Annotated in this window: 23 protein-coding genes and 1 CRISPR repeat array; of the genes, 2 read left to right on the top strand and 21 right to left on the bottom strand. The window is 46.1% G+C overall.

Features of this window, described 5'->3' with window-relative positions; translation table 11 throughout:
* Positions 1 to 86: 86 nt before the first annotated feature.
* Positions 87 to 3,648: direct repeats of the CRISPR family, unit length 32 nt; unit sequence ATTTCAATCCACGCACCCGTGCGGGGTGCGAC.
* A gap of 1,241 nt (positions 3,649 to 4,889) precedes the next feature.
* Entirely contained in the window at positions 4,890 to 5,282 is a 393-nt protein-coding gene (locus tag E1757_RS06195) for a helix-turn-helix domain-containing protein (RefSeq protein ID WP_133225977.1), read from the bottom strand.
* A 56-nt stretch (positions 5,283 to 5,338) separates the two neighbouring features.
* A complete protein-coding gene (locus E1757_RS06190; protein ID WP_133225976.1) occupies positions 5,339 to 5,785 on the bottom strand; it encodes a NucA/NucB deoxyribonuclease domain-containing protein in 447 nt (148 codons plus the stop codon).
* Positions 5,786 to 6,226: 441 nt separating this feature from the next.
* Between E1757_RS06190 and E1757_RS35695 the strand changes: the two genes are divergently transcribed.
* Complete coding sequence (locus E1757_RS35695; protein WP_165971977.1) at positions 6,227 to 6,382, top strand: hypothetical protein; 156 nt, start codon at positions 6,227 to 6,229, stop codon at positions 6,380 to 6,382.
* A gap of 211 nt (positions 6,383 to 6,593) precedes the next feature.
* Here E1757_RS35695 and E1757_RS06180 read toward each other — a convergent pair whose 3' ends face one another.
* The 6 genes from E1757_RS06180 to E1757_RS06160 all read right to left on the bottom strand — a co-directional run bounded on the left by E1757_RS06180 (position 6,594) and on the right by E1757_RS06160 (position 12,768).
* The gene (locus tag E1757_RS06180) at positions 6,594 to 7,640 is read right to left on the bottom strand and encodes a sensor histidine kinase (RefSeq protein ID WP_133225974.1); all 1,047 of its coding nucleotides are present in this window, start codon (positions 7,638 to 7,640) and stop codon (positions 6,594 to 6,596) included.
* Positions 7,637 to 8,311, bottom strand: coding sequence for a response regulator transcription factor (locus E1757_RS06175; protein ID WP_133225973.1), 675 nt, complete (start codon positions 8,309 to 8,311; stop codon positions 7,637 to 7,639). The genes E1757_RS06180 and E1757_RS06175 overlap by 4 nt, the downstream gene beginning before the upstream one ends.
* An 84-nt stretch (positions 8,312 to 8,395) precedes the next feature.
* Complete coding sequence (locus E1757_RS06170) at positions 8,396 to 10,141, bottom strand: ABC transporter ATP-binding protein (protein WP_133226606.1); 1,746 nt, start codon at positions 10,139 to 10,141, stop codon at positions 8,396 to 8,398.
* Positions 10,141 to 10,299, bottom strand: coding sequence for a hypothetical protein (locus E1757_RS35690; protein WP_165971976.1), 159 nt, complete (start codon positions 10,297 to 10,299; stop codon positions 10,141 to 10,143). The genes E1757_RS06170 and E1757_RS35690 overlap by 1 nt, the downstream gene beginning before the upstream one ends.
* A 194-nt stretch (positions 10,300 to 10,493) precedes the next feature.
* A complete protein-coding gene (locus E1757_RS06165; protein ID WP_133225972.1) occupies positions 10,494 to 11,216 on the bottom strand; it encodes a DUF7002 family protein in 723 nt (240 codons plus the stop codon).
* A 175-nt stretch (positions 11,217 to 11,391) separates the two neighbouring features.
* Positions 11,392 to 12,768 (bottom strand): MFS transporter, encoded by a 1,377-nt coding sequence (locus E1757_RS06160; protein WP_133225971.1) that lies wholly within the window; start codon positions 12,766 to 12,768, stop codon positions 11,392 to 11,394.
* A 307-nt stretch (positions 12,769 to 13,075) separates the two neighbouring features.
* Between E1757_RS06160 and E1757_RS37050 the strand changes: the two genes are divergently transcribed.
* Positions 13,076 to 13,219 carry a hypothetical protein gene (locus E1757_RS37050; RefSeq protein WP_342774516.1) on the top strand — a complete coding sequence of 48 codons (144 nt, stop codon included), beginning with the start codon at positions 13,076 to 13,078 and terminating at the stop codon, positions 13,217 to 13,219.
* A 201-nt stretch (positions 13,220 to 13,420) separates the two neighbouring features.
* On the opposite strand, the gene E1757_RS06150 is transcribed toward E1757_RS37050, so the two are convergent.
* From E1757_RS06150 to E1757_RS06090, 13 genes are all read right to left on the bottom strand, one after another.
* Positions 13,421 to 14,215 carry a GGDEF domain-containing protein gene (locus E1757_RS06150; RefSeq protein ID WP_133225969.1) on the bottom strand — a complete coding sequence of 265 codons (795 nt, stop codon included), beginning with the start codon at positions 14,213 to 14,215 and terminating at the stop codon, positions 13,421 to 13,423.
* Positions 14,215 to 14,571: a hypothetical protein gene (locus E1757_RS06145; RefSeq protein WP_133225968.1), complete on the bottom strand. Its 357-nt coding sequence runs from the start codon at positions 14,569 to 14,571 to the stop codon at positions 14,215 to 14,217. The genes E1757_RS06150 and E1757_RS06145 overlap by 1 nt, the downstream gene beginning before the upstream one ends.
* Before the next feature lie 549 nt (positions 14,572 to 15,120).
* A complete protein-coding gene (locus E1757_RS06140) occupies positions 15,121 to 15,603 on the bottom strand; it encodes a CcdC family protein (protein ID WP_133225967.1) in 483 nt (160 codons plus the stop codon).
* Between the two features lie 289 nt (positions 15,604 to 15,892).
* Positions 15,893 to 16,333, bottom strand: coding sequence for a hypothetical protein (locus tag E1757_RS06135; protein WP_133225966.1), 441 nt, complete (start codon positions 16,331 to 16,333; stop codon positions 15,893 to 15,895).
* 81 nt (positions 16,334 to 16,414) lie between these two features.
* Positions 16,415 to 17,788: a sensor histidine kinase gene (locus tag E1757_RS06130; protein ID WP_133225965.1), complete on the bottom strand. Its 1,374-nt coding sequence runs from the start codon at positions 17,786 to 17,788 to the stop codon at positions 16,415 to 16,417.
* A complete protein-coding gene (locus tag E1757_RS06125; protein WP_133225964.1) occupies positions 17,785 to 18,465 on the bottom strand; it encodes a response regulator transcription factor in 681 nt (226 codons plus the stop codon). Before E1757_RS06125 ends, E1757_RS06130 begins: the two co-directional genes overlap by 4 nt.
* Positions 18,466 to 18,837: 372 nt before the next feature.
* A complete protein-coding gene (locus E1757_RS06120; protein WP_165971975.1) occupies positions 18,838 to 19,200 on the bottom strand; it encodes a LytTR family DNA-binding domain-containing protein in 363 nt (120 codons plus the stop codon).
* Between the two features lie 560 nt (positions 19,201 to 19,760).
* Positions 19,761 to 20,285 (bottom strand): hypothetical protein, encoded by a 525-nt coding sequence (locus E1757_RS06115; protein ID WP_133225962.1) that lies wholly within the window; start codon positions 20,283 to 20,285, stop codon positions 19,761 to 19,763.
* 101 nt (positions 20,286 to 20,386) lie between these two features.
* The gene (locus E1757_RS06110) at positions 20,387 to 20,515 is read right to left on the bottom strand and encodes a cyclic lactone autoinducer peptide (RefSeq protein ID WP_133225961.1); all 129 of its coding nucleotides are present in this window, start codon (positions 20,513 to 20,515) and stop codon (positions 20,387 to 20,389) included.
* A gap of 715 nt (positions 20,516 to 21,230) precedes the next feature.
* The gene (locus E1757_RS37155) at positions 21,231 to 21,752 is read right to left on the bottom strand and encodes an accessory gene regulator B family protein (protein ID WP_425464826.1); all 522 of its coding nucleotides are present in this window, start codon (positions 21,750 to 21,752) and stop codon (positions 21,231 to 21,233) included.
* 281 nt (positions 21,753 to 22,033) lie between these two features.
* A complete protein-coding gene (locus E1757_RS06100) occupies positions 22,034 to 22,966 on the bottom strand; it encodes a ketopantoate reductase family protein (protein ID WP_133225959.1) in 933 nt (310 codons plus the stop codon).
* A 122-nt stretch (positions 22,967 to 23,088) separates the two neighbouring features.
* The gene (locus tag E1757_RS06095; protein ID WP_133226604.1) at positions 23,089 to 24,144 is read right to left on the bottom strand and encodes an alcohol dehydrogenase catalytic domain-containing protein; all 1,056 of its coding nucleotides are present in this window, start codon (positions 24,142 to 24,144) and stop codon (positions 23,089 to 23,091) included.
* Positions 24,145 to 24,395: 251 nt separating this feature from the next.
* The gene (locus E1757_RS06090; RefSeq protein WP_133225958.1) at positions 24,396 to 25,829 is read right to left on the bottom strand and encodes an NAD-dependent succinate-semialdehyde dehydrogenase; all 1,434 of its coding nucleotides are present in this window, start codon (positions 25,827 to 25,829) and stop codon (positions 24,396 to 24,398) included.
* Positions 25,830 to 25,890 lie beyond the last annotated feature (61 nt).

Genomic DNA, 25,890 nt, shown 5'->3' with positions numbered 1-25,890 from the left:
CAGACGACTGAACCCGTTGTCATTTCAATCCACGTACCCGTGCGGGTGCGACCGTATCAACTTCCGGCATTGGCATATCCATAGCTATTTCAATCCAAGCACCCGTACGGGGTGCGACGGTTACGGTTCGTTACACCATTCGTCCGAAGCAGCATTTCAATCCATGCACCCGTACGGGGTGCGACACCGGCTGCACTACAGATGCTGTATTAAGTGTTAAAATTTCAATCCACACACCCGTGCGGGGTGCGACTTTGTAACCTCGTGTTCGTTACCGTTTGGCTTTTTATTTCAATCCACGCACCCGTGCGGGGTGCGATAGGACTTGCCGTCCTTGGTGATGACGACGACGCATTTCAATCCACGCACCCGTGCGGGGTGCGACGTTCCATTCCTCAAACTTGCGTGTTGGATACGTTGAATTTCAATCCACGCACCCGTACGGGGTGCGACCCCGATAGCCTCTATAGCTGATTGCATCATCAGAATTTCAATCCACGCACCCGTGCGGGGTGCGACCAAATTCAAATTCATCCATTAGGCTGTTTCCTCCCATTTCAATCCACGCACCCGTGCGGGGTGCGAATCTACGATCGTACGAACTTTGTCCTTTTGATCCAATTTCAATCCACGCACCCGTGCGGGGTGCGACGTGCACGGATATTGCCATTCGGAAGGACTTGGATATTTCAATCCACGCACCCGTGCGGGGTGCGACCCGAACTACGGCAAATGGTCGAAATGCACTATCAATTTCAATCCACGCACCCGTGCGGGGTGCGACTTGCCTCGCGGATTCTTTAGCGCCTCAATCGGTATTTCAATCCACGCACCCGTGCGGGGTGCGACCCAGGCGTTTGAACTAGGTGATAAAATTAATGTATTTCAATCCACGCACCCGTGCGGGGTGCGACTTCATCTAAGTTGTATTCCCTATGTTTCATATCTATTTCAATCCACGCACCCGTGCGGGGTGCGACTGCTTACCCGTGCTAATCCAATGATCATGATTCGATTTCAATCCACGCACCCGTGCGGGGTGCGACTTCCAACAACACAGGCAAGCGGTACACCACCGCAATTTCAATCCACGCACCCGTGCGGGGTGCGACTGTACCCGAAGCCACGAATGATTGCGATTCTAGTCATTTCAATCCACGCACCCGTGCGGGGTGCGACGTTTCGATAGTTATCTACCCCCTATAACCAAAGATATTTCAATCCACGCACCCGTGCGGGGTGCGACCCTAAGTCCAATCCCGGTGATGTTATTTTGTCTATATTTCAATCCACGCACCCGTGCGGGGTGCGACTATACCGTAAAGTGACCCTCATATCGCTATGGCCATTTCAATCCACGCACCCGTGCGGGGTGCGACATCCATAAACAGGGTGCCAATGATCAGAGAGAGGATATTTCAATCCACGCACCCGTGCGGGGTGCGACACTTTACAAGACTCACTCGTCAGTACTTCCAAGCGATTTCAATCCACGCACCCGTGCGGGGTGCGACTCCCGAACGCTGAATTAATGGTCGGCATGTATAACATTTCAATCCACGCACCCGTGCGGGGTGCGACTCTAGGAGTACAGTTTGCCCCCTTCGCCTTTATTTAATTTCAATCCACGCACCCGTGCGGGGTGCGACCGGAGAGGCGATTGGATTACGTGGAGTCGGATTAATTTCAATCCACGCACCCGTGCGGGGTGCGACGGGATATGCGTAGGCTTGTTGTACAGGCAAAAATATTTCAATCCACGCACCCGTGCGGGGTGCGACTTTTTACGAGTGACGCTGATCAACCAGCTGATACCATTTCAATCCACGCACCCGTGCGGGGTGCGACCTAACGGCCGCTGTCAAAGCAGAGCCAACTGCCAATTTCAATCCACGCACCCGTGCGGGGTGCGACGTTCAAAGAGGTCTGGTATCTATTAATGATACCACAATTTCAATCCACGCACCCGTGCGGGGTGCGACCTTTGGACTCGCGGGTAAACACTGCGCAGGCCACAGCATTTCAATCCACGCACCCGTGCGGGGTGCGACATCAGAATTATGAGGAGGGATACAGGGTGCAGATATTTCAATCCACGCACCCGTGCGGGGTGCGACCTCATCCAATTCTCGGGAGTGCTACCAGCACGGCAATTTCAATCCACGCACCCGTGCGGGGTGCGACGAAAAAGCAAATCGCCATGGCCGATCAATTGATTATTTCAATCCACGCACCCGTGCGGGGTGCGACGTAAAACAAGATGATAAACAACACACGATCTACATTTCAATCCACGCACCCGTGCGGGGTGCGACAAGGTAGTAATGTTAGGACGGAAAAGCATATTGAGATTTCAATCCACGCACCCGTGCGGGGTGCGACGATGGATGTGATTAGATAAGGGTCGTGGTTGCGGACATTTCAATCCACGCACCCGTGCGGGGTGCGACTGTTGTGGCTGATCATGATTTTCAAAAAAAAGATGAATTTCAATCCACGCACCCGTGCGGGGTGCGACGATTTGAGTAGGACGATGGACTTCATTGGGATAGCATTTCAATCCACGCACCCGTGCGGGGTGCGACGTTGAGTTTTATTAAAAGGGGACGAGTCCATGGCATTTCAATCCACGCACCCGTGCGGGGTGCGACGTAAGGCGTATCTGCTTGATTCAAAACAATTTCGAAATTTCAATCCACGCACCCGTGCGGGGTGCGACCAACGATTCGCCCTTGATATCCAACTTAACCACAGATTTCAATCCACGCACCCGTGCGGGGTGCGACACAGCTTGCCGCTGATCAGGCGAAGAACTTGGCGATTTCAATCCACGCACCCGTGCGGGGTGCGACATGGATAGACGGGTAAGACCTAAGCGCCTTCATATTTCAATCCACGCACCCGTGCGGGGTGCGACTCGTCTTCCTCCCTCAATTCCTCGTCCGTCACACCATTTCAATCCACGCACCCGTGCGGGGTGCGACGAGGAATACAGCTGGAGGAAGACAAAGCAGCAGCCGATTTCAATCCACGCACCCGTGCGGGGTGCGACCAGCGCGGCAGACTGTTGAACCGTTATGGCAAGAAATTTCAATCCACGCACCCGTGCGGGGTGCGACGTAAAAATCCGGACGGCACTCCTGCAACTCCAGGATTTCAATCCACGCACCCGTGCGGGGTGCGACAATAGCAGCAGCCAAGTCATTGGCGCCGTTAGGAAATTTCAATCCACGCACCCGTGCGGGGTGCGACATGTATCAACGCGTTGGACAATAGATTCGTGCAAATTTCAATCCACGCACCCGTGCGGGGTGCGACTCTACGCTGCAACGTGAAATAGGCGGCATTATCATTTCAATCCACGCACCCGTGCGGGGTGCGACTTTGCTGTCCAACTTCTTTGCAGGGATCGGCCAATTTCAATCCACGCACCCGTGCGGGGTGCGACGTCAAACGAGAATGTTTTGACCCCGATGAATATCACATTTCAATCCACGCACCCGTGCGGGGTGCGACTGACAATCCGCCAGGTATCAATGGCTGGTTGGTAATTTCAATCCACGCACCCGTGCGGGGTGCGACCCGGGTCATGAGCATCTTAAAGAATTTGAAGGAGATTTCAATCCACGCACCCGTGCGGGGTGCGACAGCGATTTTTGACCCAAATATGCCCAAAACCGCATAAATACAACCAAAAACACACATATTTTAATAATTACTCAAAACAATATGGACTTTAATATGATTAAATTGGTATTTACATCCATTTCCTTGGTGCGAACCCCCTGGAAATCTATGTGTGCTTCAGGTTCGCACCGCATGTTCACACTACAAAATTAAATGACCCTCTGAATCAAATTATCCTGCGCATTAAGTTTTACCTGATACTGTTGTTGTTCGCAAATGAAAGAATGTTCTTCCCTCCTAAGGTCCATCCTTATGTTAGAAGATTTATGTTTAGTTCCTCTGGATAATAGAAGGAACATTCAAATTCCTTAACTCTACGAAATATGCAGAAAGTATAGGAACATTATACCATCTATTTTGTACTACATTTACGAGTAAATGGATAAAAAATTTTTTTCGAACCAATCGGATTGCTTGCGATTTAGAGAATACGATGAACTGGAATGAATGTAGAGGTTCCTCCTTCATGCATCGGGGTAACAGGCTGGACGAGGTCGTCGATGAGGTACGCTAATTTCAATCCACGCACCTATGAGGGGTGCGACTTGGCTTGATCACTTGTTACATACATTCTTCATTAATTTCAATCCACACACCCCTCATGAGGTGCGACCGGGATGGGAAGGTCGAGCCAGTGTCCGCAGAGGATTTCAATCCACGTACCCCTCATTAGGTGCGACGGCATGGGACAGGCTGGTACGGCTATGGAAGAATTATTTCAATCCACGCACCCCATGAGGGGTGCGACGGCGATTTTTAACCCAATTATGCATGAACTTCATTTGCGACCAAAAACAGGAATAATTCAATAAATAATCTGGATAATAATGTGAATAATTTGGTATTCACATCCATTTTCCAGGTGTGAACCTCTTTGGAAATTCATGTGAACTGCATGTTCGTACTACCAAATTATAGCACCTTCTAAATCAAGTGATTTCTGTGCATCAATATGTTTTACTTAAGAAGCCATCTACCGTTCTCTTCGAAGTCTGTAGAAATATAGGTAACGGTTCTTTCGTGAGCATAGACTACTCTACTTGATTTTTTTATAACCCGGGAAAGCAATAAGTTTAATCATACGATTTGTTTATTGCTCTCCCCTTCGTATTACTAATGCGTCCTGCGGGAAAAATCCAGCAAACGCTTAGCGGAAGTGTCAGCAAACGTGATGCCTGATGTGGTTGAATGGGACGATCAGCTTAATTTAATAAATATACCAAGTACCCATAGATCATTTCGATTTCATGTACTGAAACTCCCAATTCCTTAGCTTGCTGCTCATAGCTTAAATTAGGCGTTGCCTCAATTATCGTCAGCAAATCGAATACTCTCCCAAGAGGGGTCTCCATAAAATCGGTATGTATGACACGATAACCCGCTATTCCGGATTTTTCAATCAATCCAAAATGTATGAATTTCTTTAACCGTTTTGAAATAGCCGTCTGCGAAATTCCCAAATGTGCGGCCATATCCGACTTGGACAACCGGCTTATTCCATCGTTTCCTTTTTTCGCTAAAAGCAGCTCGACAAGCCCGCTATATTGAGCAACCAAATAGTGAAGATTGGCTTCAACGTTTTCTCTCTCTATCATGACAATACTCCTTGGCGGCTGATGATTATCAACTCTTTTTCATAAATGCATCTGGATCATCTAACAATATTCTTCACTTTGGTTCCATCCGAATACTTTTCCAACTGATTGCTCACCCAAGACCCGGCACCCCGGTTATCGGACGGGCTTATATACATGATATCGGCACCGGTACCGCCTTCGGCACACATGGCCATAGGAAACTCATCACGGTCCAAATTAGGTTTTGTAGGTATTCCCTTGAGAGATTCCTTTCGGTTTTCTTCTGCGCCCTTTCTATCAATCGTGCAGACGGACGGTTCCCCATGTTCAATAGCCGATTTGATGTGCGCCGCGGTTTCCGGATAGCGGTCTGAAGGGAAGATGAGCGTATATGCCGCTTCTCCATCACCGTTTTGAGCAGTCGTCGGGGTTGAAAATGAAAATAGCTCCGGCTTGTAAAAATACAGCAAAACAACAATACATAATAGTATCAGTGTAGACCATCTTGGTTTGTTTTTCATAGTCTGGATGCCCTTAAAATGAATTGTTATTTTATTTGCCAAAGTTTATATTAATAAAATCGAATAGTTGATTGATCAGCATAAACTCTACCACTATTACAACAACACAAATAAAAACAAAAAATTTCAATCTCATCGTCCCAAGTTTATCTTGCAAGTACTCTCCTCTGAAAAATGATATGAAATTTGGGGTAAACGAATACCTGACCGATTCATCAAAATCGTCGGCATCAGAGAAAAATAATCTAAAGATGAATCTATAGACAGGAAAATTAATAACGAACAAAATAACAATGATCAAAAAGTTCCAGTTCATGTAAACCCTCCTAATATACTTATAGGACGAGGAGAGATAACAGATAGTTACGAATACGGAATAAAATTTGTTATGACGGGAAATCTATCCCTATCCTATAGTCTTAAAAGGAGGATGGACGCAGCATGCCCAATGAAAACATCGATATTGAAACCGACGGAAATCCCGAAACTATTTATGAAGATACGACAGAACATGAAAGCACAGGTTATACAGCAGAAAACTCCAAGCAGATTCAGCATGAAGATCTCAATGAACCGATTGATGAAATTGAAATTTAAATATTTGATTAGAGTAAACTCCCGATTATCATCGGGGCTTTTTTTATGCCCGTATTTTTTTATGATACTAACAGCCCATTTTGCCCATTCCTTGATTTAGCTATAATTTTCCTTGTGAATCAGGATAAGTACAGCGGATTTTACATTTAGAAGACGTGATTAAAACATTTTTCGCAAGTATCTGTCATGACGATCATCCTCAAAAGAGTCATCACGGCTCCACCGGCAATACAACGGTAAATATCGTCCCCTCGCCCGGTTTGCTCTGCACGCTAACGGCTCCTTTGTGCAAATCGATGATTTTTTTCACGATGGAAAGTCCCAGCCCGCTGCCGCCGAGCTCCCGGTTCCGCGATTTGTCTACTTTAAAGAATCTCTCAAACACATGTTCGCAATCTTCTGCAGACATGCCGATACCGGTGTCGGCAATGCGGATGACCGCCTGCCGGTCTCTCCGCTGCAAATCAACCCTGATAGTTCCGCCGTCCGTAGTAAATTTAATGCTGTTGTTAAGCAGATTGACCCATACTTGGCTCATCATATCCTCATCGGCCTCAATATGCATCTCGGCCAAACTTGCCTCCATTTCAATCGATTTCCCGCTCCACTGCGGCTCGCAGGCCAGGATCAGATTCCTCAGCTGTTTGTCCAGCCTGTAACGCTTGGGCTCGAACGGATGCTGATCCGATTCCAGCGACGTCAGCTTGAGCAAATTTTCGCTCAGCTTCGACAAGCGCTTGCTTTCGGTCTCGATGATGCTTAAGTAATGCATACGTTCCTCCAGGGTCGGTTCTCCCTCCTGCAGCACTCTGGCAAACCCGGCGATGGACGTAAGCGGGGACTGGATTTCGTGCGAGACGTTGGAAATGAACTCCTGGCGCATTTGTTCCATCTGGTTCAACTGTACGGCCATATGGTTGATACTGTCAATGAGCTTGCCAAAGTTGTCATCCCGCTTGATCGTAAGCTTCACATTGAAATCGCCTCTCGCGATTTGCCTCACCGCATCGATTAATATTTGAAAGAAATCCATTTGTCTCGGCCGCATGATGAGGCCATAAGCGATCGTAATAGCGGCAAAAAGCAAGAACCCGCCGATCGAGGTAATCAACCATCTGATATATTCGGAAGGCGGTGTTTCCATCGATTGAAACAGCTGCGAAGCGATCCAATAAACGGCGGACCCGCACAGGTTTGCGAAAATGATAAAGCCTATGACGCCAAGTATTCGGAGAGTTATGTGCCATGCTTTATTCATGGCAGTACCTCCAGACGATACCCGAGACCGCGCATCGTCTTGATCCGAAACGAATGCCGATTGTCGGGAAATCGTTCGCGCAGCCGGTTGATATGGACATCGACCGTCCGCTCGTTCCCCTCGAAGTCGTAGCCCCAAATATCCTCGATCAGCTGCTCCCGGGAAATCGTCTTGCCGGGGTAGCTGGCCAGCTTGAACAGCAGCTCGAATTCTTTCAGCGGCAGCGTCATGTTTTGACCGGCTGCGGAAATTTCAAACGTTTTCCGGTTCAGAACCAAATCTCCGATCTGAACGGTCTGGGACGTGGAGATCCGGTATCGCTTCAGCAGCGCCTTCACCCGGACGACCAGCTCGGCCGGTTCGAACGGTTTGACGAGATAATCGTCCGTGCCAAGCTCGAAGCCTTTTATCTTTTGCGATGTTTCCCCTTTGGCCGTCAGCATGAGGAGCGGGATATCGTAATGCTCCCTCAGCTCGCGGCACAGCTGCCATCCGTCCATGTTCGGCATCATAATATCCAGAATGACCAGATCGGCTTTCAGTGATTCCAGCATCGAGAGCGCCTGCACGCCGTCGCAAGCTTCAAGAACATCGAAGCCTTCATTGCGCAAAAACACCTTGACCAGCTCGCGGATATGCGCATCGTCGTCAACCACCAGCAATTTTGTCATATTCAACATCCTTTATGAAAGTTGATACTATTATTATTAGCATACATCAGTTCGAAGCAGGATACGAATGTCCTGGCAGGCTGTTCAGCCTGCTCTTTGCCGCAGCTGTTGAGCGGCGAATTCGCGATACATGTCATGGCTTTGCAGCAGCTCTTCATGCGTCCCTCTCCCCGTTATTCTGCCTTTCTCGACAAATATAATTTGATCCGCATCCACTACAGTCGAGAGCCGGTGGGCAATCACGACGGTCGTCCGGCCGTTCATCAAGTTTTTCAACGCCTTCTGTACAACGATTTCCGACTTGCTGTCGAGGCTGGATGTGGCTTCGTCGAGCATCAAAATTTGCGGATCCCGCAATAGCGCCCGAGCGATGCCGATTCGTTGACGCTGTCCGCCGGAAAGCTTGACGCCCCGTTCGCCGACTTCCGTCTCGTAGCGGTCCGGAAACCCGCCGATGAACTGATCGACATACGCCATTGCCGCCACGCGTTCCAGCTCTTCGTCGCTGACTTCCCGCTCCATGCCATAGCAGATATTATCCCGCACGGTTCCGGCAATAAGCGGGCTTTCCTGAGATACATAACCGATACGGCTTCTCCACGATTGCAGTGAAAAAGCATCGATCGGCTCCGAACCGAGCCGGATCGTCCCGCTCTGCGGCTGATAAAACCTTTCAAGCAAAGAGAACAGCGTTGTTTTCCCTCCGCCGCTCGGGCCGACGATCGCCGTCACTTTGCCCGGTTCGACGGTAAAGCTCACATCCTTCAAAATGGTCTCGCCGGTTTCGTAAGCAAACGACACTTGCTCCACCGCAATCGGCAGGTTCGCGTTCTTCACTTCTTTTCCCGATGTATGGTCCTCCTCGCGGTACTCAAGCATCGAGATAATCCGTTCCGTGGCGCCTCTCGCCTTTTGCAGCTGGGTGAAAAATTGAGTGAATTGCCCCATCGGCATTATAATTTGCACAAGGTATAAAATAAACGCAACCAGCTCCCCGGCAGTCAATATGCCCGAGGAAACCCGCAGGCCGCCGTAGCCGATAATAATAACAAGCAAAATCATGAGCACGAAAGACATCGATGGCCCGATAATCGCCTGCACTTTGCCCTCCTTCAACCCGAAGCGAAACAAATTCGTGATGCCTCGCTTGCCGTTTTCGTATTCGGCGGCTTCCGCGTTGGACATCTTGACGAGACGAATTTCCGACAGCACCTGGTTCAACACCGTCGTGAAGCTCGCGGTTTCATCCTGCAATCCTTTGGAAATTTTGAACATTTGGCGCCCCAACGGGACGAGAATCAGCATCGTGAGCGGCACGGCCACTAGCATGGTCAGCGTCATCTGCCAGTCGAGATACAGCAAGGTGGCCACAGAGCCGATTATGGAAATAATGCCGGTGAAAAAGTTGGCCAGATGCTCCGTGATCAGTCCTTTCACTACTCCGGTATCATTCGTCATCCGGCTGATCGTATCGCCTGTCCGGTTGTTATCGTAATAAGCTACCGGCAGGACGAGAAGCTTCTTCCACAGCCGGTCCCGCAGGGCCGCGACGATGCTTTGCCCCGCATGGCTCAGCAAATAGATCGAGAGCCCGCCGGCGATGGCCTGAGCGATAAATGCCGCGGCGATCAGGACAATCTGTCCCACACTGAGCGAGCTCAGTGAAAAGCTGTCCACGAAGTTTTTCGTAAACATGGGAATGCTAAGGGCTACCACGGTATTCGTTATGCTCAGAAGCAGCGCCGTGATCAATTTCAGTTTTGGCGGGTTCGTTTGCTGAATAAGACGGATGAACATTCTCCAGCCCCCCGCTTTTTGCGCAAGTTCCATCATGAATCCATCCTTTCCGCTTCCGCAATATCGTTTTTCAAATTATGTTCGGATCGCTTCCGGCTCATGTTTCGGGTAACCTTCACCGCGCTGCTGCCTTTCTCGCCGTCCTCATCCCGGTTTATCCGCCAGGCGACGCTTGTTTGTTCATTTTTCATTCGTTTTCTCTCCTCTCCGTCTTGTAACGTCAACTATACAACAGCTTTTTAAACTCAATTTAAACAGCGCTGTTGACCGTGGTGCGTGTTAATGTTCAACGCAAAAACAAGCCCGCAAAATCAATTGATTTGCGAGCTTGTCTTTGTGTATGGTTTTCATCTTCGGGAATCGCTTCTCGCCGGTGAAAGTTTTTTTATTCAACTCTCTCCTGTTCTATACGCTCCTTTTCGATTTGCAAATCCGTCAAAGGCTTCGCCAGATCTCTCCAGCAATCAGGTATACCTTTGCCATGATCGGCATAAACAGCCCGTAAATGCTTTGAGACTTCGATAACTCGATCTTCTATCAATATCTCCCGTATTTCGGACGCTTTTGCTGGCACTATGTTGTTGACGACGGTCTTGAAACGATTTAATGGCAAAAACATATCCGGACTTTTCCTGTAAGAGCAAAGAGTCGGGAACCGCGGCGAACTCCCCGAGTCGTATTTAGACAGCTTTGCCGCTGAAAAATGCTCAGATAACAAGGAACGCGCATCGAATTCCATAATAGCAAACGATTCATCCGGTTCTCTGCGGGTGTAAGTGTCCAACATTTTCCGGCAATCCTTTAATGTGGGCCAAAAAAATACATGGCGGTCCAGACAAGTACGAAATTGTTCCTGTGTGATTGCAGCGTCCATCATGCTGTCGGGAATTTTTAGATGGGCGTTTATCGTTATACGATATCCATTATAGTTCACTGCCTTGGCTTCGGAACGGCGCTCGCCTGCAAAGAGGGGGTTAATGGTATAGCTGGACAATAGAGCGTCGAATTGGGCAATAGCCGGCAAATTTCTTTCTCTTGTAAAATGATATAAGGACTTTCTGCCCTTTGCTCTGGTTATTGCCGCTATAACAGTATCTTTATTTTCCATGATTCCCCCCTCCTGCCGCTTGTCCTGACAAAGAAACTTTCGTATCTTTATAGTTTGCCAGGGCAGATTTCACTATACAAAGCGCAGGAGCATAGGCGTTATTGCGAATTTCTCAACCGTTCCGTTGTAAGCTGCAGCAAAGCGATATTACGGATTTTGGATGTGCGTAAATTTATTAAGAAGCTTGCGGTCTGCGCAGCGCAGATCGGAGGTAAACGAGCGCGCAGCCGATGGACAGGATAACTACGATCGCCAGCCCCCAATAGATATTGCTATAGGCATGCGCCAAAGTGAGATCCTTCTGCCAGGCAAGTGCGCTCGCTGTGACGGCAACGCCGAAGGCGCCGCTGAAAAATTGCAAGAGCTGAAACAGTCCAAGTCCGGATCCGATCTGCGAAGGGTGCAGCAATTTGGACATTTCATTGGATATGCCGCTCGATAAGAAGGTGAAGCTAACGCTCATTAACATGTAGATGAACAGAATTGCAACATAAGAAATTCCTTCGAACAAAGCGAATAAAATGACGGATGCCAGCAAGAGCAGCGGAATATATCGGATGATCGAGCTGTTTCCATGAGCATCGATGATACGTCCCACCCGTTGGGAGACGATCATCGCCAGAAACGAACCCGGGAAAATGACAAGTCCCGCTTCGATAGCGCTAAGACTATACTGCTTGACGAGGATTTGCGGCATAAGGAACAGCGTTGCAAAGCTGCAAAGATATGCCGCGATACCGACGGCTCCCAGGACAAGATAAGAACGATTTCGGAATAGCGACGGGAGCACGAAAGGATCCTTGGCCGAGCGTATGCGGACAACAAACAGGACAAGCGCGGCAAGTCCGAACGCCAGCGCAATCCAGGAATGGTTCGTCAGGAATAGAAGAAGCCCTGTCGTTCCAACGCCAATGAATAATGCGCCGGGTACGTCGAATGAACCTTTTCGCGCCTTCTCCTTAGGAATGAGAACAGTAAAGAAAGGCACTAACAGCAGCGTTACCGCCGTTACGACAAATAAAATATGCCAGCCCATATATTCGACGACCGCTCCGCCGACGACCGGACCCAGACCAAGACCTAGCGAAACCGACGACATCAGCATCGCCATCGCTTTACCCCGCCGCTCAATCGGTACATAACGAGATATCAAGACCAGTGACAAGGCCGGAATCGAGCCCGCTCCGGACGCTTGAACAATACGGACTGCCAGCAGCATGATGAAGCTGTTGCTGAACAATCCGACAATTGCCGCAAGGCTGAGCGACAGAATTCCGATGATGAACAGCCGACGGATGGGAACGAAATCGGCAAGCCGGCTATAAGTGATCGATGAAATTGCGAATACGATAGAATAGCCTGTTACGATCCACGAGGCCGAAGCTGCCGACAATTGGAAAGCTTCTGCAACGTTCGGCAATGCCAAATTAAACATCATCGTGTTCATGATCACGAGTATAATCGTTATGCCAAGCAGAAGATTAACAGCTCCTTCGCTCATGCCCCCTTGCTCCGCGGCCTTGTTTAAATCATGCGTAGTCCGGGCATTCATGTATTTCTCTCCCTCCAAGTTCTAATATTCGATAGTTATCGAACAATGCAATTAATATAGCACGCATTGTGCTATAATGCAATCATAAGCTAAAAAACAAGGGGGCCATATCGTGAAAATTTTATATCATCCAGACCGCGCAGATATACATTTGTCCTCAGTTCTATATGCCTTAAGCGATCCCGTTCGTTTGCTGATCGCCTCCGCAATTCGCAAATCGGATGAGCGGACATGCGGTGACATAGACGTGCCCGTTGTAAAATCTACCCTCTCCCATCATACTCGCACATTAAGGGAGGCCGGTGTCGTGAACGTTCGCATCCAAGGCACCCAGCGATTTCTGTCTCTAAGAACGGAAGATCTGGAGTTTCGTTTTCCCGGATTGCTCACCTCTATACTGGACGCTTTTGAAACCTCCGACGAGAAGAAAAAGCTGATGAATCCGGATTAAAGCTTATACGTTGATGTAATTGTCAACAAATACATTATATGCAAAAAAAAGCTGCGTAATAGCAGCCTGCGTATTCTATTGGACGAGCCCTTTAATCCAGTGGCAGCGTGCTAATATAGAACAAATTATATAGGAAAATATTTGCATAATAACGCTGATAAGCGCAAATAGGCTGCGGAGGGTGTGGGATACCGCTATTCTTTATGAAGCGGAATATCTTTTTATGGAAGTTGATTGAAGACTGGCGTGGCTTATTAGTTCACGAAGCGAGTATGTAAAAAAATCGGTAACCAGACTGATGTTTACAAGCCCGACAGCTGCAGAAATGTTGATGTTATGAATCATGGCCGGATTGGAGACGGAGTTGACCAAGGCTAACGTATCGTGCTCATTGCGGGTGGTAATAATAACAAATTCATCTCCTGCATATCTGCATACATAATCCCGATCATCCGAAGACGAACGCAAATGATTGGAGAAGCCCACAATGATATCATCCCCCACAGGATGCCCATACACTTTGTTGATTTCACCGAAATTGTTAAGGTCAATAAAAAGCAGCTGGAACGGTTGGCGCTGATTTAACATATACTCGCCGATGTGCTGAATATAGGGCGCACGATACAACCCGGTCAACGGATCAAGTATTTGGCTTAGCTTTATTTGAACCGTTTCACGCGTCACGATACCGATTGTTTGCTCGCCGTCAATAACAAGCAAGCGTTCAATGCAGTGCTTCTCCATAATATCGAGCGCCTCCCAAACAAATTGATCTTGTAATATACTGACCGGTTCAGGGGTCATACTATCCGCCACGATTCGGTTGGGATGGGAAGAACGAATATCGCGGGACGTTATGATGCCAACCGTTTTTCCGTAATCCACCACGACCAGGGAGCCGATTTTAAGCTCGCTCATAATGTCCGACACGTATTGGACGCTTCGTTCCGATGTTACAGTATGGATTGGCGATGTCATTATTTCCCTTACCTTCATTACAGTTCTACCTCCCTTTGCACGGTTACAGAAACCTTCACCTCTGAACGAAGCACCATAGTATCGCTGATCAGCCTGTCCGCTTCTTCCATAATAATTTGCATTAATATACGTTCATCCAACATTTGGAGAATAGAGTTCCGAACTAAAACCGCTTCGATTTTGGCATGATTTAATTTAACGACTGTAAATTGCTCCGGTGACAGCATCTGCGCCATCCGTTTCACAGCCTCCGGGCCGATCGGCGCTTTTTTACCGATTATTAATAAATCTTGCATAGGCGGAACTTCAAATTCAGTGATTTTTAAAGAGAGTGTTGCTTTGCGGGAGTAATAAGACGTATCTTTTTCTTGCACTTTGATTTCTCCTTCATACCCGGATGAGTCTATATCATGCAACATATGGCAAACAACGACAGATTATCTGCAATTGTAATGATCGGTTACGTGGCTGCCATGGCCGCGCGGCAAAGGTAACGCACCCGTATTATGTAGAACTATTATGATCCATAAGTAAAAACGGACGAAAAAACGGTCTTAATACCTAATAAAAAACGTCCCTGATCAAAATCAATCCATCTTTGTACCTAGACATTATTCGACATAAAAGCTTTGACTCCTCCTTTTGATCAAAGGCTCATTGAGTCAATACATGAGTAACAGAAAAAAACTCCGAGCAGCGGCGCTACTTCAGAGCTTCCATTATTTGATATTCGCATAGTGGGACTTGGCCTTCCATGGTCTCACGTTAAATCCAAAGATTGGAGAATACAAACAAAGGCAATAATTCCCGCTCATTTAGCGACACGCCTAATAATACCAGATATTTCCGTCAGCTGCAACATGCTTTCCAATTCCCAGTGAGTATCTTTGAGGCCTGCTTCGTACCCGTTGAGCAAGCTGCATTTAACCCGCTCGCAGCAGTTTGTGATATTGCAGCAGCATGGACACTCGCCACGGCACAAGCATACCGAATGCAAGAATGAAGAAAAGCGCTCCTGTTTGCGGGATAGAAATATATTGTTCGATATATCTATGGAGAACCACGCGTACAGCCAACAGTCCCAACAAAACATATGTGAACGATTGGGATCGTTTGACAAACACCAGGCCGTCATGCAATTCCAGTTTTGAGCTGCGAATTAAAGGGTAAGAGAACAGCAGGAGACCCGCGAAAAAAGCCGGCAAAGCCCACATGACGGAAACCCTGAACAGTGGGATGACAAACATGAGAAAGCCGGTGCTCATACCGAGCGCAGGCATAATAATTTTCGCAGCTGAGACCGGCTTGCCGCTTGACCGCTTGCGAACGAAAATGGCTAGCAGTGCCATCGCGACCATGCCGATACTGGACATTGCTTGCATATGAATCGCGTTAAAATGGACCATGACCATATCCCTCCTGTTTTTGTTTGCCGAAATGTTGGAATGATCATTCGCTAAGCGGGAATCTTAATGGTACGGACTTCAACGAAGGATTGCCGCATACCTTTCAACCGACATTTAACATTTTGAGAATTGTCATTTATATTTATGATTATATAAGTTCATTTTAGATTAGTCAATCGTGACTATTAGCATGAACTGCATCTTTCATACATTCAAAAAGGGGGCAACAGCGCGTCGAATCCGACTAAGCTTTTGCTCACCCCATAAATATTAGCAGTACATGTATAGATTATATCTTCATACTTACGATTAGCATAATCAGAATAATCAAAATGACGATGATTGACATCATTGTTAAATAACCGGTTAATTTTACATTATGGCCTTGCCCGGCTCTCAATTGTTTTTTTACTTTTCCCCCCCAAATTCCTGTTAATATGAGAGAAAGCAATACAATCATGCCGCCCCCTTTTTCCATAGCCGACAGCCAAAAAGGTTTATCGGAGCTCAAACCCAGTTGAACAATCATAAATACCCCGCTGGCTAATACAACGACAGAGCCGGGATGAGCAAACCAACTAAAAACTTTTATAATTCGTTGTGCTAATGCTTTTGATTCTTGAGAACTTATTTGTTTTTTTAACATCAACAGCATCACTATCGTGGCAAATAATGAGCCGATCCAAATAAATAAACCTGTCAAATGCGAAAACAACATCACACCAAACATATGATATTCCCCTTATCCTAATTATTTTTTTGAACAATCCCGATTTTAGGATAGGAATATGAATGGACGATGAACAGAGGATTACAGGAAAGGCAAATGAACCGTAACACTCGTACCTTTGCCCGATTCGCTTTGCACGTTAATGCTTCCATGATGGAGCTCCACGATTTTCTTCGCTATGGACAGCCCCAACCCGCTTCCTGAACGAGTGCGATCTCTTGCTCTATCGACTTTATAAAAGCGCTCAAAAATGCGAGGCAAATCCGACTCGGGTATTCCGATGCCGGTGTCGCTTACTTCTACTACAACATCGTCTTTGACAGCCAATTTGAGGCTAATCGTACCCCCTGAAGGTGTGAACTTGATGCTGTTCGTTATGAAATTAAACCAAACTTGATATAAAAGTTGTTGATCGGCAGTAATGACGGTTTGTTCCAGGTCCAGCTCGATTGACAATTGTTTTTCTGCCCATTGCCACTCGGATACAATTAGTATTTGCCGCAGCTGCTCGTCTAAACGAAAAGCGGACGGATTCATAACGTTGTTTTCCTTGTCTAATGTCGCTAACGTTAAAAGCTGCTTGCTTAAAGACGACAATCGTCTGCTTTCTTCTTCAATGATATGAAGGTATCGTTCACTTTGCACGGGAGTTGCTTCTTTTTCCAGAATTGCTTGGGCGAATCCTTGGATTGATGTTAGTGGGGACTGAATCTCGTGTGAAACGTTGGCAACAAATTGTTGTCTCATCTCATCCAGCTGCTTGATCGATTGGGCCATAAACGTAAAATGCCGCGCCAAATTACCGAGCTCGTCCTGCCGCGCCAAATCAATCTCAATATTGTAGTCTCCTTCGACAATTTTCTTCGTTGCCTTCGTCAGCTTTTTCAATGGCTTCACGATAAATTGTGTCGAAACAGCAATCAATACGATGCTGACCAAAAAGGTTATCACTAAAAGTATGCCCAGCAGTACCCGCACATCGCCTATCTGCTGCTCCAGGTTCGGTCGCACAAACAAAGCGTAGTCAGCCCCCTTTATTTTTAAAGGAACGCCCACGCTATTTCGGATACTGTTTTCGAAAAAACCATTAACGGTCAGCCAATGTTGTGCCTCCACCATACCGTGATAGACCTCTCCTTCCAATACACCGCGAATTTGCTTCACATCGATTTCACGATTCTTAAAAGGAGATCCATAAAATGTTTCTTCCATACGGTCGTTAACGGTATAAATCTGAAATCCCATATTAGAGATATGCGACAAGTAAACATCCAGAGCAAGATCCGGAACTTTCTCATATAACAAGCGAATCTCATTGCTGATATTCAATACTTTCTGCTCGTTGTTTTCCCTTATTTTTCCCAGATAAATATTGGAAAGCAGCAAGGCCGACAGCCCGCTGACCAAAGCAATCAAAATAAATGTGATGACGATACGGGTGTAGAGGGTTCTCATTGTTTGTTCACCTGAAGCTTGTATCCCAGCCCGCGTATCGTAGTGATATTGAAATCGTCAGTTTTATCGTTGAATCGTTCGCGCAAACGTTTAATATGTACATCGACTGTCCGGACGCCTCCTTCATAGTCGATTCCCCAAATGAACTGCAGTAGCTGCTCGCGGGTGAAAATACGTCCGGGATGACTGGCAAGCTGCGACAATAGTTCAAATTCCTTTAACGGTATAATATAGACTTTGTCATCGACGATAACTTCATAGCTCTTCCTGTTGATCACCGTTTTGTTCAATTTGATGATTTCAGATGAGACCATTTGATATCGCCGCAATAATGCTTTGATCCTGAACAGCAGCTCCTTCGGTTCAAAAGGTTTGACTAAATAATCGTCCGTTCCCGATAAGAAGCCTTTTTCTTTATCTTCAATCTCCCCTTTTGCCGTTAACATAATGACCGGAATATCATAATGGATTCGTATTTCTTGACAAAGCTCCAATCCATTTTTTGCAGGCATCATAACATCGACAATAGCCAAATGAACCTGCTCATTTTCCAAAATAATCGAAGCTTGAGCACCGTCTTCTGCCTCAAACACAGTGTAAACTTCCTTCTCGAGAATGAAGCGCAACAGTTCACGAATATGAGGATCGTCATCTGTAACTAGTACATGAGTTTTCATTCCAACGTCCCCCCCTACTATTGAAAATTATAGTTTAACATTCGCTTTAAGTATGTGATTGAACTGTCTTATTGTATATATTATGGCTAACATTTCCTTGCGTCATCAAATTTTTGATCAACGGAAACATGTGCAGAATCAAGTTTAGCACACCACGGCACCAGGATAAACGACTTCGCTGTCCTTAAAGGACGGACAACTAAACAAAAAACCTTTGCCGCGTCAGCAAAGGTTCGATAATTTCAATGCAGCATATTCCACAGTTTACGGATTATGCGGTTTGTTAATAAATTTTGGTTGAAATATGACCCAAAAAGCAGTCCAAAGGAAAGGATCGGAGAGCTTGAAGACTTTTATGCTTTTAATCAGAGATTATATAACTTTCGCAAGCCCTATCTTAGTTAATTCCTGCTCAACCAATTTAAAGTTAATTTTTGCGACCGATGCCGGACGCGTGGAGTCGGCAAAATATAAATTGCCATACTTCTTATCATACTGAACGACTTTATGCAGATTCACTACATTCGATCTGTCGGTTAGCCATAATCCTTCATCAAGAAACAGCGACTCTATGGTTTCCAAATCAAAAAAGTGAAATTTAAAGCGATCGTCCCCAATGGATGCAATCGTGTATCTTCCTTCTTTTTCAAATCTTTCGATATCGTTCAAGTTAATAGAAACCAGTTCATTAGTTGAAACTGAAATTGTCGGGATGTTATATACTCTTAATTTCAAAATAATCATTCCTAACACAAATTAAAGTGACTGTCAATATAATTTCAAAACTGGAAATTAGTTTTACATATGATGGTTGCGGGATTACAATAAGAAAACCACTATCGAGGCCTATCCAAGATGAGCGACCGCGATTTAAATGTAGGTTTTCTTGCAATATCAGAATTGTTCAGCTCCGCTGAAAACATATAAATTCTGATATTATAAGAAAACCACTATCGAGGCCTATCCAAGATGAGCGACCGCGATTTAAATGTAGGTTTTCTTGCAATATCAGAATTGTTCAGCTCCGCTGAAAACATATAAATTCTGATATTATAAAAAAAAAAACAAAACAATACTCTCTAAAAAGTGACAGTCTGCAAACTTAGCACTTTTTAATGAGAGTATTTTTAATAAACCAAAAGTAATCACCATCCAATCTTTTAGGTATATTGGACCACACCCTTAATATAACATGGTGATACTATTTGATTAATGTTCATTTTCTAGGAAAATTTAACATTTACATTAAGTATGAAATATGCATTTCGGTCGAAACATGTCGCATAGAGATGGTTTTAGTCTAATTTCAACTTATCCTTAAACATGGGAGCGTACAAGGACTCATTTTCATTTCGTACGTCGTATTCTTTCCCTTTAATTTTGGGCAATATTCTTTCGACTGCAGTAATTGCAGCATACAATTTTACCGCGTCTTCATTTTCCCAATCTTCATCAAAATAAATAATCCCCATGTAACTGTCATATCTTTTGATTAAATTTTTATTAACCACTGTTTTTTTATCCAGCAGACAAAAGTTTTCTCCCAAAACCTCGCTTACGTCAATATATGGATTAAATAAAGCGTACGGGCCTTCTTTTCTATAAAACAGGTAATCATTTTTGCTTTTTATATGAACATATAAAATATCATCCTGGATATTCGTTATGAAAATTTCGCCTTCACTATTCATTAATGCGATATGACTCGAGCTTCTGTATACATCGGCCAAATCGTTAACCAGAGCTTCGATTTCCGTCATACTGCATTTGTCGCGTAATTTAGTATGTAAAGTGGTTCTAATAAATTCAGCTAATTTCATCGTCTTCACACCTCGACTTGGAATTACTAATAATAAGATGCACCCTATAAAACCATATTGGTTATGTAGAGTGCATCTCAATGAGATATATAATAAATTGTTTATCTTACCATTTCTTCAGGCATTTCTGGCTCATGCCAAGCGCCTGTGCAGGCTGGTTGAAAGATTACAACAGCAGTGACTATTGCATAAACAAATGGAGTTGCTAAAATGGACATCATTTTTTTCATAGTCTCACCCCCTTCAGAGTCAACATTTATATCAGAAGAAGCCAATTAAAAAACACTATTAACTTCTTCATGATTTCTCTTAATTGAGTAATAGATTAATGAAAGAAAGGATATAATGGAAAATAAGACTGTCAAGTAGAAGGACATGGTAATGCTCGAATTATATATTTGAGGGTAGAAGAGCGATACTAAAATCGCCAGGATACATGCGAATACCATATATGGAGTAATCCCTTGTGGAGTTTTCTTTTTCTTGAACTTGTTCTCAAAATCAAACATGAAGCCTTCATTCATTTTCTTGATAAAAAGCGATACTATTAAACAAATGATGAATGTGACCGTTTGTCCTACATAACCCATGATGGTGAACGGCTGAATATCATCCGGTGACATTATTCTTATGTACAAAAACATGTAAATAAGTGTGCCTTGAATCATTAAGAATGTCACAAAGCCAGTTACTGTAATCCAAATTGAATACTTGCTGTTTTCCTTAAAAATATATTTGAATATCAATACTATGATTGGTATTTGGACCAGTAACGCTTCCGTATGCAATCCGACATTCACTAGAACCATAGAGCAAATAGTATAGATAATATTTGAGCCTAGCATTCTTAAAATATTCCCTCTGAACGTAAACCGAAAAACCCCCATTATTAATAGCATGATTGCTGCACAATCCAACATTGAGAAAAGAAATGAGACGAACTCTCTAAACATTCAATGAATCATTCCTTTTGAATTTAATTGGAATAATTGAAACTGCTTGTACAAAAAATGCTAGAGTGAGTACGGCTGAGTTAATGAATGCGAAGTGTATCAAGACAATTAAAGTACTTGCTATCTTAAATCCCCATTTTCTTTTATTCCCTATGTTCCTCTTCGATGCAGGAGAAAAAAAAGCGATTACAATTAACGAAACGACGTTTAATGTCCAGTTTAATGGATCTTCAAGCTCTATCTTTATTGAAATAAACGGGATTAATACAAGAATTAATGATGAAAACAAATAGCAGATGAGGTCGTTTTTAAAATGCCAGCTTCCTCCGCTAATAAATCTGAGAAATATGAAAGCGAAGAAACAGTAGAGAGATTCGGCTGTATTGTTAAATAATATCGAGAATAGTACAACTGTCGCAAATACAAAAAAAAGATTCAGAAAGAAATGTATTGCAAATTTGACTTTAGGTAAGGTTAAGTAATCATTTCTTTCATTGTAGACTAAAATCGCCAAGTATTCTGATAACCTACCAATCAATCAAACAACTTCCTCTCCTAGTACTCCTGTATCATACCATTTTCCTGTATCATATCGCCTTTATTTTCCCTCAACCAACAATATTTTCCTGCAACTGACATGTCCAATATACCATTTTTTATATAAAATTGTCAATATTTTGGACGAATAGGGCTGGGATATGTCACTTTATAGGACATCTGTCATTTCCTACATTCTGATAAAAAAGACAGGGGCATGTCCGATCGACTCCGCCTGTCCACTTGCGATTTTCAATTTTACAGCTCCGTTCGCATCTTAGCCGCAATATTATTTTTTTCATAGATGACCAGATTGCTATAAACGGTTTCAAGAATAGGGGACGGATCGCCGTCAGCAAGCTTTAATAAATATCCTTGAAGATGCTCTGTCTCTGTAGGCAGCCCTTTTTCCATATCTCTCAACATGGAGGATTTCATGGTATAGTGAAGCAATTTGGATGTGTTATAAGTGGTTTCGGCAATATGTTCGGGAATAAAATCAAACTTTTTTTGGGCAATCGAACAAATCTCTTCAATTAAAGACCGGAGCAATTTGTCGGTATGACGGTTTTCAACAATCGGGCCGATAGATGAACGGAAAAGAGACGTAATGCCGCTCAAGCTGGCGATAAAAATATACTTTTGCCAAATGTCAGCTTGAATATGATCACTAACGATTGCATTGCAATTAGCCTTGGAAAAGCTTTCTGTTATCGTCCGGATCCGTTCATCCTCATTTCCATCCCAGCCACCAAAGACCACATCATGTCGGGGGCTGCTTTGAACAATGACTCCGTTAGCTAACGTGGTTTCGATGAAACAAAGACCGCCAAGCACCCGATCCTGTCCGAACTGGTTAAAAAATGTTTGATAATGCTGGTACCCATTTAATAATGGAAGTATCAACGTTCTTTCATGCATATACCCGGCAAGAGATTCGACCGTTCTTTCCAAATGATACGCTTTTAGAGCGACGAGGATCATGTCGAAGGTTTGACATTTCTCATCTGGCGTTATCGTCTTCACCCGGGAACTGAAATGGCCGTGAACGCTCTCAATGACCAGCCCGTCTTGTTCAAGTTGATTCCGACGATTCTCCCGGACTAAAAAAGTGACATCCGCCCCGGATTCAATCAGCCGCCCGCCGAAATATCCGCCGATTGCGCCGGCGCCAACAATCAAAAAGTTCATTTTTAACTCCTTCTCCTATCTCCTGTGCTCTCAGCATGAAATCAGCGCTTTCATTTTACCAGACACAACTCCCGCCTTCCTATTTGCATACAATTCCGTACTGCAGCGCCAATCGTACCTCATCAAGGAACCAGGATCACTTTGATGGAGCCGTCGCCTTTGTCCATGACGCCGAACGCTTCTTCCCATTGCTCCAGCGCATATTGATGCGTCACAACGCCCTCCGTCGGAAGCTCTCCGCTAGCGATGCCGGCGATCACAGGCTCATAGCAATCAGGGCTCAGATGAGCTCCATAAATATCGAGTTCCTTCGTATCGCCGATGATGCTCCAATCAACGGTCACCGGGTCTTTAAATACGCTGAACTCTACGAACCGTCCCAGCTTCCGGATCATCTCCAGCCCCTGATTAACGCTTGCCGGATGTCCGGTCGCCTCGATATAAACATCGCAGCCATATCCTTCAGTCAGTTCCAGCACAGCATCAAGCGCATTCGCCTTGCCCGGGTTCAGAACGACATCGGCGCCGAAACGTTTCGCGAGCTCGAGACGGTCATCCTTCAAATCAAGCACGACTAACAATTGCGGCCTCAGCATACGGATCGCCCCGATCATGCCGAGTCCCAAAGGTCCTGCTCCGGAGAGCACGACGACATCGTCGGGCTCGATCCGCCCGCGGTCAACCGCGTGCTTCGCGCAGGCAATCGGCTCGATCAGCACCGCTTTGCGCAGCGGCAGCTCCGCCGGTACCCGGTATACCAAAGCGTCTTTGGGAAACTTCATGAATTCCGCCATCCCGCCGTGAACATTGGGCCGGAATCCGTAAATATCATGCGTTTGGCACATCCAATATTTGCCGGTCAGACAATAACGGCAATTCCTGCAAGGGACGATTTGCTCGGAGATCACCCTGTCGCCGACCTGAAATTCCCCGTCGTAGCCTTGACCGACCTCTACAACCTTGCCCACAAACTCGTGTCCGGCGATAACCGGCGTTTGGATATAGGGAGCGTTGCCTTCCCCGCCCCAAATTTTAGGCGCGCCATGGTACGTCTTGATATCGCTTGCACAAATGCCGCAAGCCTCGACGCGAATCACGAGCTCGCCTTCCCCGGCCTCTGGGACCGGTACCTCTTCCAACCGATAATTCCCGGGTCCATAAACGACAAGCGCTTTCATTGTTGCTCCTGCAGCCAATTCATCGCCATCCCTTCTTGTTTTATCGTATCACAGGGCGTATGCTCAGCCAAGCCTTTATTCCGCATCCCATTCAGTATTCCACTTCAGAATTCCACTTCAGAATTCCACGCTGAATTCTGACTGTCCCATTCGGCTCCCCATACGCGAAAACCCGGCACGAGCTGCAAAACGGCCGCATCCGCATAAAGCGAACCCGCTTACGGCGGATGGCAGCCGTCGACGAATGATTATTATAAATTCAGCTTCATCGAGATATACTTCGTTTCGAGAAAATCGTCCAATCCCTCTTTGCCGCCTTCCCGCCCGATCCCCGACTCCTTGACGCCGCCGAACGGGGCTTGCGCTACCGAAGGGAACGGATCGTTCAGCCCTACGATGCCATACTCCAGCTTCTCCGCTACCCGGAAGGCGCGGCTTAAATCCTGCGTATAAAAATAAGACGCAAGTCCGTAAGGAACGCGATTCGCCCGCGCGATGACCTCATCCTCCGTATCGAAAACCATGACGGGCGCGACCGGCCCGAATGTTTCCTCGTTGCAGATGAGCATGTTTTCATCCACATCGGACAAGATGGTCGGTTCGAAAAATTGGCCCGGCCGCTCGGCCCGTTTGCCGCCAGTCAACACCTTCGCACCTTTGGATACGGCATCCAAGACATGCTCCTGCGATTTTTCAACCGCGCCTTCATCGATGAGAGGGCCCAATGTAGTGTTCGAATCCAGACCGTTGCCCAGCGTGAGCCCCTTTACCTTTTGCACGAGCAGCGCTTCAAATTGTTCTTTCACCGGGCGCTCCACATATACTCTGTTGGCGCATATGCAGGTTTGGCCCGCATTGCGGAATTTACTCCCGATCACGCCGTTGACCGCATCCTCAAGATCGGCGTCGGCGAATATGATAAAGGGCGCATGGCCTCCAAGCTCCATCGATACTTTCTTCACCTGCTCCGACGAGCGCTTGATCAAATATTTGCCGACATCCGTGGACCCGGTAAACGTAATTTTGCGAACCGAAGGATTCGTTAAAAATTCCTCGCCCACTTCCTTGGAGGAAGAGGTGGAGATCAAATTGACCACGCCCGGCGGAAAACCGACCTGATCGAAAATGCGAAACAGCGCTGCCGCATTGAGCGGCGTATGCTTGGCCGGCTTTACGACAATGGTGCAGCCGGCGGCGAGCGCCGGAGCGATTTTGCGCGTCACCATCGCTTGCGGGAAATTCCAGGTGGAAATAGCCGCTACGACGCCGACCGGCTGCTTGATGACGAAGAGCCGCTTGTCTTTGCTGTTGGCAGGCACCGTATCGCCATAAATACGCCGCGCCTCCTCGGCAAACCAGCGGAAGAAGCTGTTGGCATAGATCAGCTCGTTTTTCGCTTCCTGCAGCGGCTTTCCCTGCTCCGTAGTCAAAATTTCGGCCAATTCATCGAATTGTTCGTTGATTCGGTTATAGCAGTTCATCATAAGATCCGCTCGCTCGAGCGCCGTCATTTGCGACCACGCCGGAAATGCGGCGGCAGCAGCGTCGATTGCCCGCTTGGCGTCCGCTTGGGTACCGTCCGCCGCTTCGCCGATCGGTTCTCCCGTTGCCGGGTTATAGGAAGGGAAATATCGTCCCTGTACAGGTTCTTCCCACTTGCCGTTGATATAAAGCAATCCTTTCATGTTCATCATTCCTTCTATACAGATTTATTGGATTCGGAACGATTCCCGCTCTCGCCGCAGC

Origin of the sequence: Paenibacillus piri, assembly GCF_004354045.1 — a bacterium.
GTDB classification, from domain to species: Bacteria; Bacillota; Bacilli; order Paenibacillales; family NBRC-103111; genus Paenibacillus_S; species Paenibacillus_S piri.
This window is presented reverse-complemented; position numbering and strand designations above follow the sequence as displayed.

Excerpts from the sequence above, each read along its gene's own strand:
- E1757_RS06190 (WP_133225976.1), bottom strand. The coding sequence starts at position 5,785 with ATGAAAAACAAACCAAGATGGTCTACACTGATACTATTATGTATTGTT.
- E1757_RS06150 (WP_133225969.1), bottom strand. The coding sequence starts at position 14,215 with ATGAAGGTAAGGGAAATAATGACATCGCCAATCCATACTGTAACATCG.
- E1757_RS06115 (WP_133225962.1), bottom strand. The coding sequence starts at position 20,285 with ATGAAATTAGCTGAATTTATTAGAACCACTTTACATACTAAATTACGC.
- E1757_RS06100 (WP_133225959.1), bottom strand. The coding sequence starts at position 22,966 with ATGAACTTTTTGATTGTTGGCGCCGGCGCAATCGGCGGATATTTCGGC.
- E1757_RS06175 (WP_133225973.1), bottom strand. The coding sequence starts at position 8,311 with ATGACAAAATTGCTGGTGGTTGACGACGATGCGCATATCCGCGAGCTG.
- E1757_RS06165 (WP_133225972.1), bottom strand. The coding sequence starts at position 11,216 with ATGGAAAATAAAGATACTGTTATAGCGGCAATAACCAGAGCAAAGGGC.
- E1757_RS06160 (WP_133225971.1), bottom strand. The coding sequence starts at position 12,768 with ATGAATGCCCGGACTACGCATGATTTAAACAAGGCCGCGGAGCAAGGG.
- E1757_RS06140 (WP_133225967.1), bottom strand. The coding sequence starts at position 15,603 with ATGGTCCATTTTAACGCGATTCATATGCAAGCAATGTCCAGTATCGGC.
- E1757_RS06090 (WP_133225958.1), bottom strand. The coding sequence starts at position 25,829 with ATGAAAGGATTGCTTTATATCAACGGCAAGTGGGAAGAACCTGTACAG.
- E1757_RS06135 (WP_133225966.1), bottom strand. The coding sequence starts at position 16,333 with ATGTTTGGTGTGATGTTGTTTTCGCATTTGACAGGTTTATTTATTTGG.
- E1757_RS06180 (WP_133225974.1), bottom strand. The coding sequence starts at position 7,640 with ATGAATAAAGCATGGCACATAACTCTCCGAATACTTGGCGTCATAGGC.
- E1757_RS06110 (WP_133225961.1), bottom strand. The coding sequence starts at position 20,515 with ATGAAAAAAATGATGTCCATTTTAGCAACTCCATTTGTTTATGCAATA.
- E1757_RS06170 (WP_133226606.1), bottom strand. The coding sequence starts at position 10,141 with ATGGAACTTGCGCAAAAAGCGGGGGGCTGGAGAATGTTCATCCGTCTT.
- E1757_RS35695 (WP_165971977.1), top strand. The coding sequence starts at position 6,227 with ATGCCCAATGAAAACATCGATATTGAAACCGACGGAAATCCCGAAACT.
- E1757_RS06130 (WP_133225965.1), bottom strand. The coding sequence starts at position 17,788 with ATGAGAACCCTCTACACCCGTATCGTCATCACATTTATTTTGATTGCT.
- E1757_RS06095 (WP_133226604.1), bottom strand. The coding sequence starts at position 24,144 with ATGAAAGCGCTTGTCGTTTATGGACCCGGGAATTATCGGTTGGAAGAG.
- E1757_RS35690 (WP_165971976.1), bottom strand. The coding sequence starts at position 10,299 with ATGAAAAATGAACAAACAAGCGTCGCCTGGCGGATAAACCGGGATGAG.
- E1757_RS06195 (WP_133225977.1), bottom strand. The coding sequence starts at position 5,282 with ATGATAGAGAGAGAAAACGTTGAAGCCAATCTTCACTATTTGGTTGCT.
- E1757_RS06125 (WP_133225964.1), bottom strand. The coding sequence starts at position 18,465 with ATGAAAACTCATGTACTAGTTACAGATGACGATCCTCATATTCGTGAA.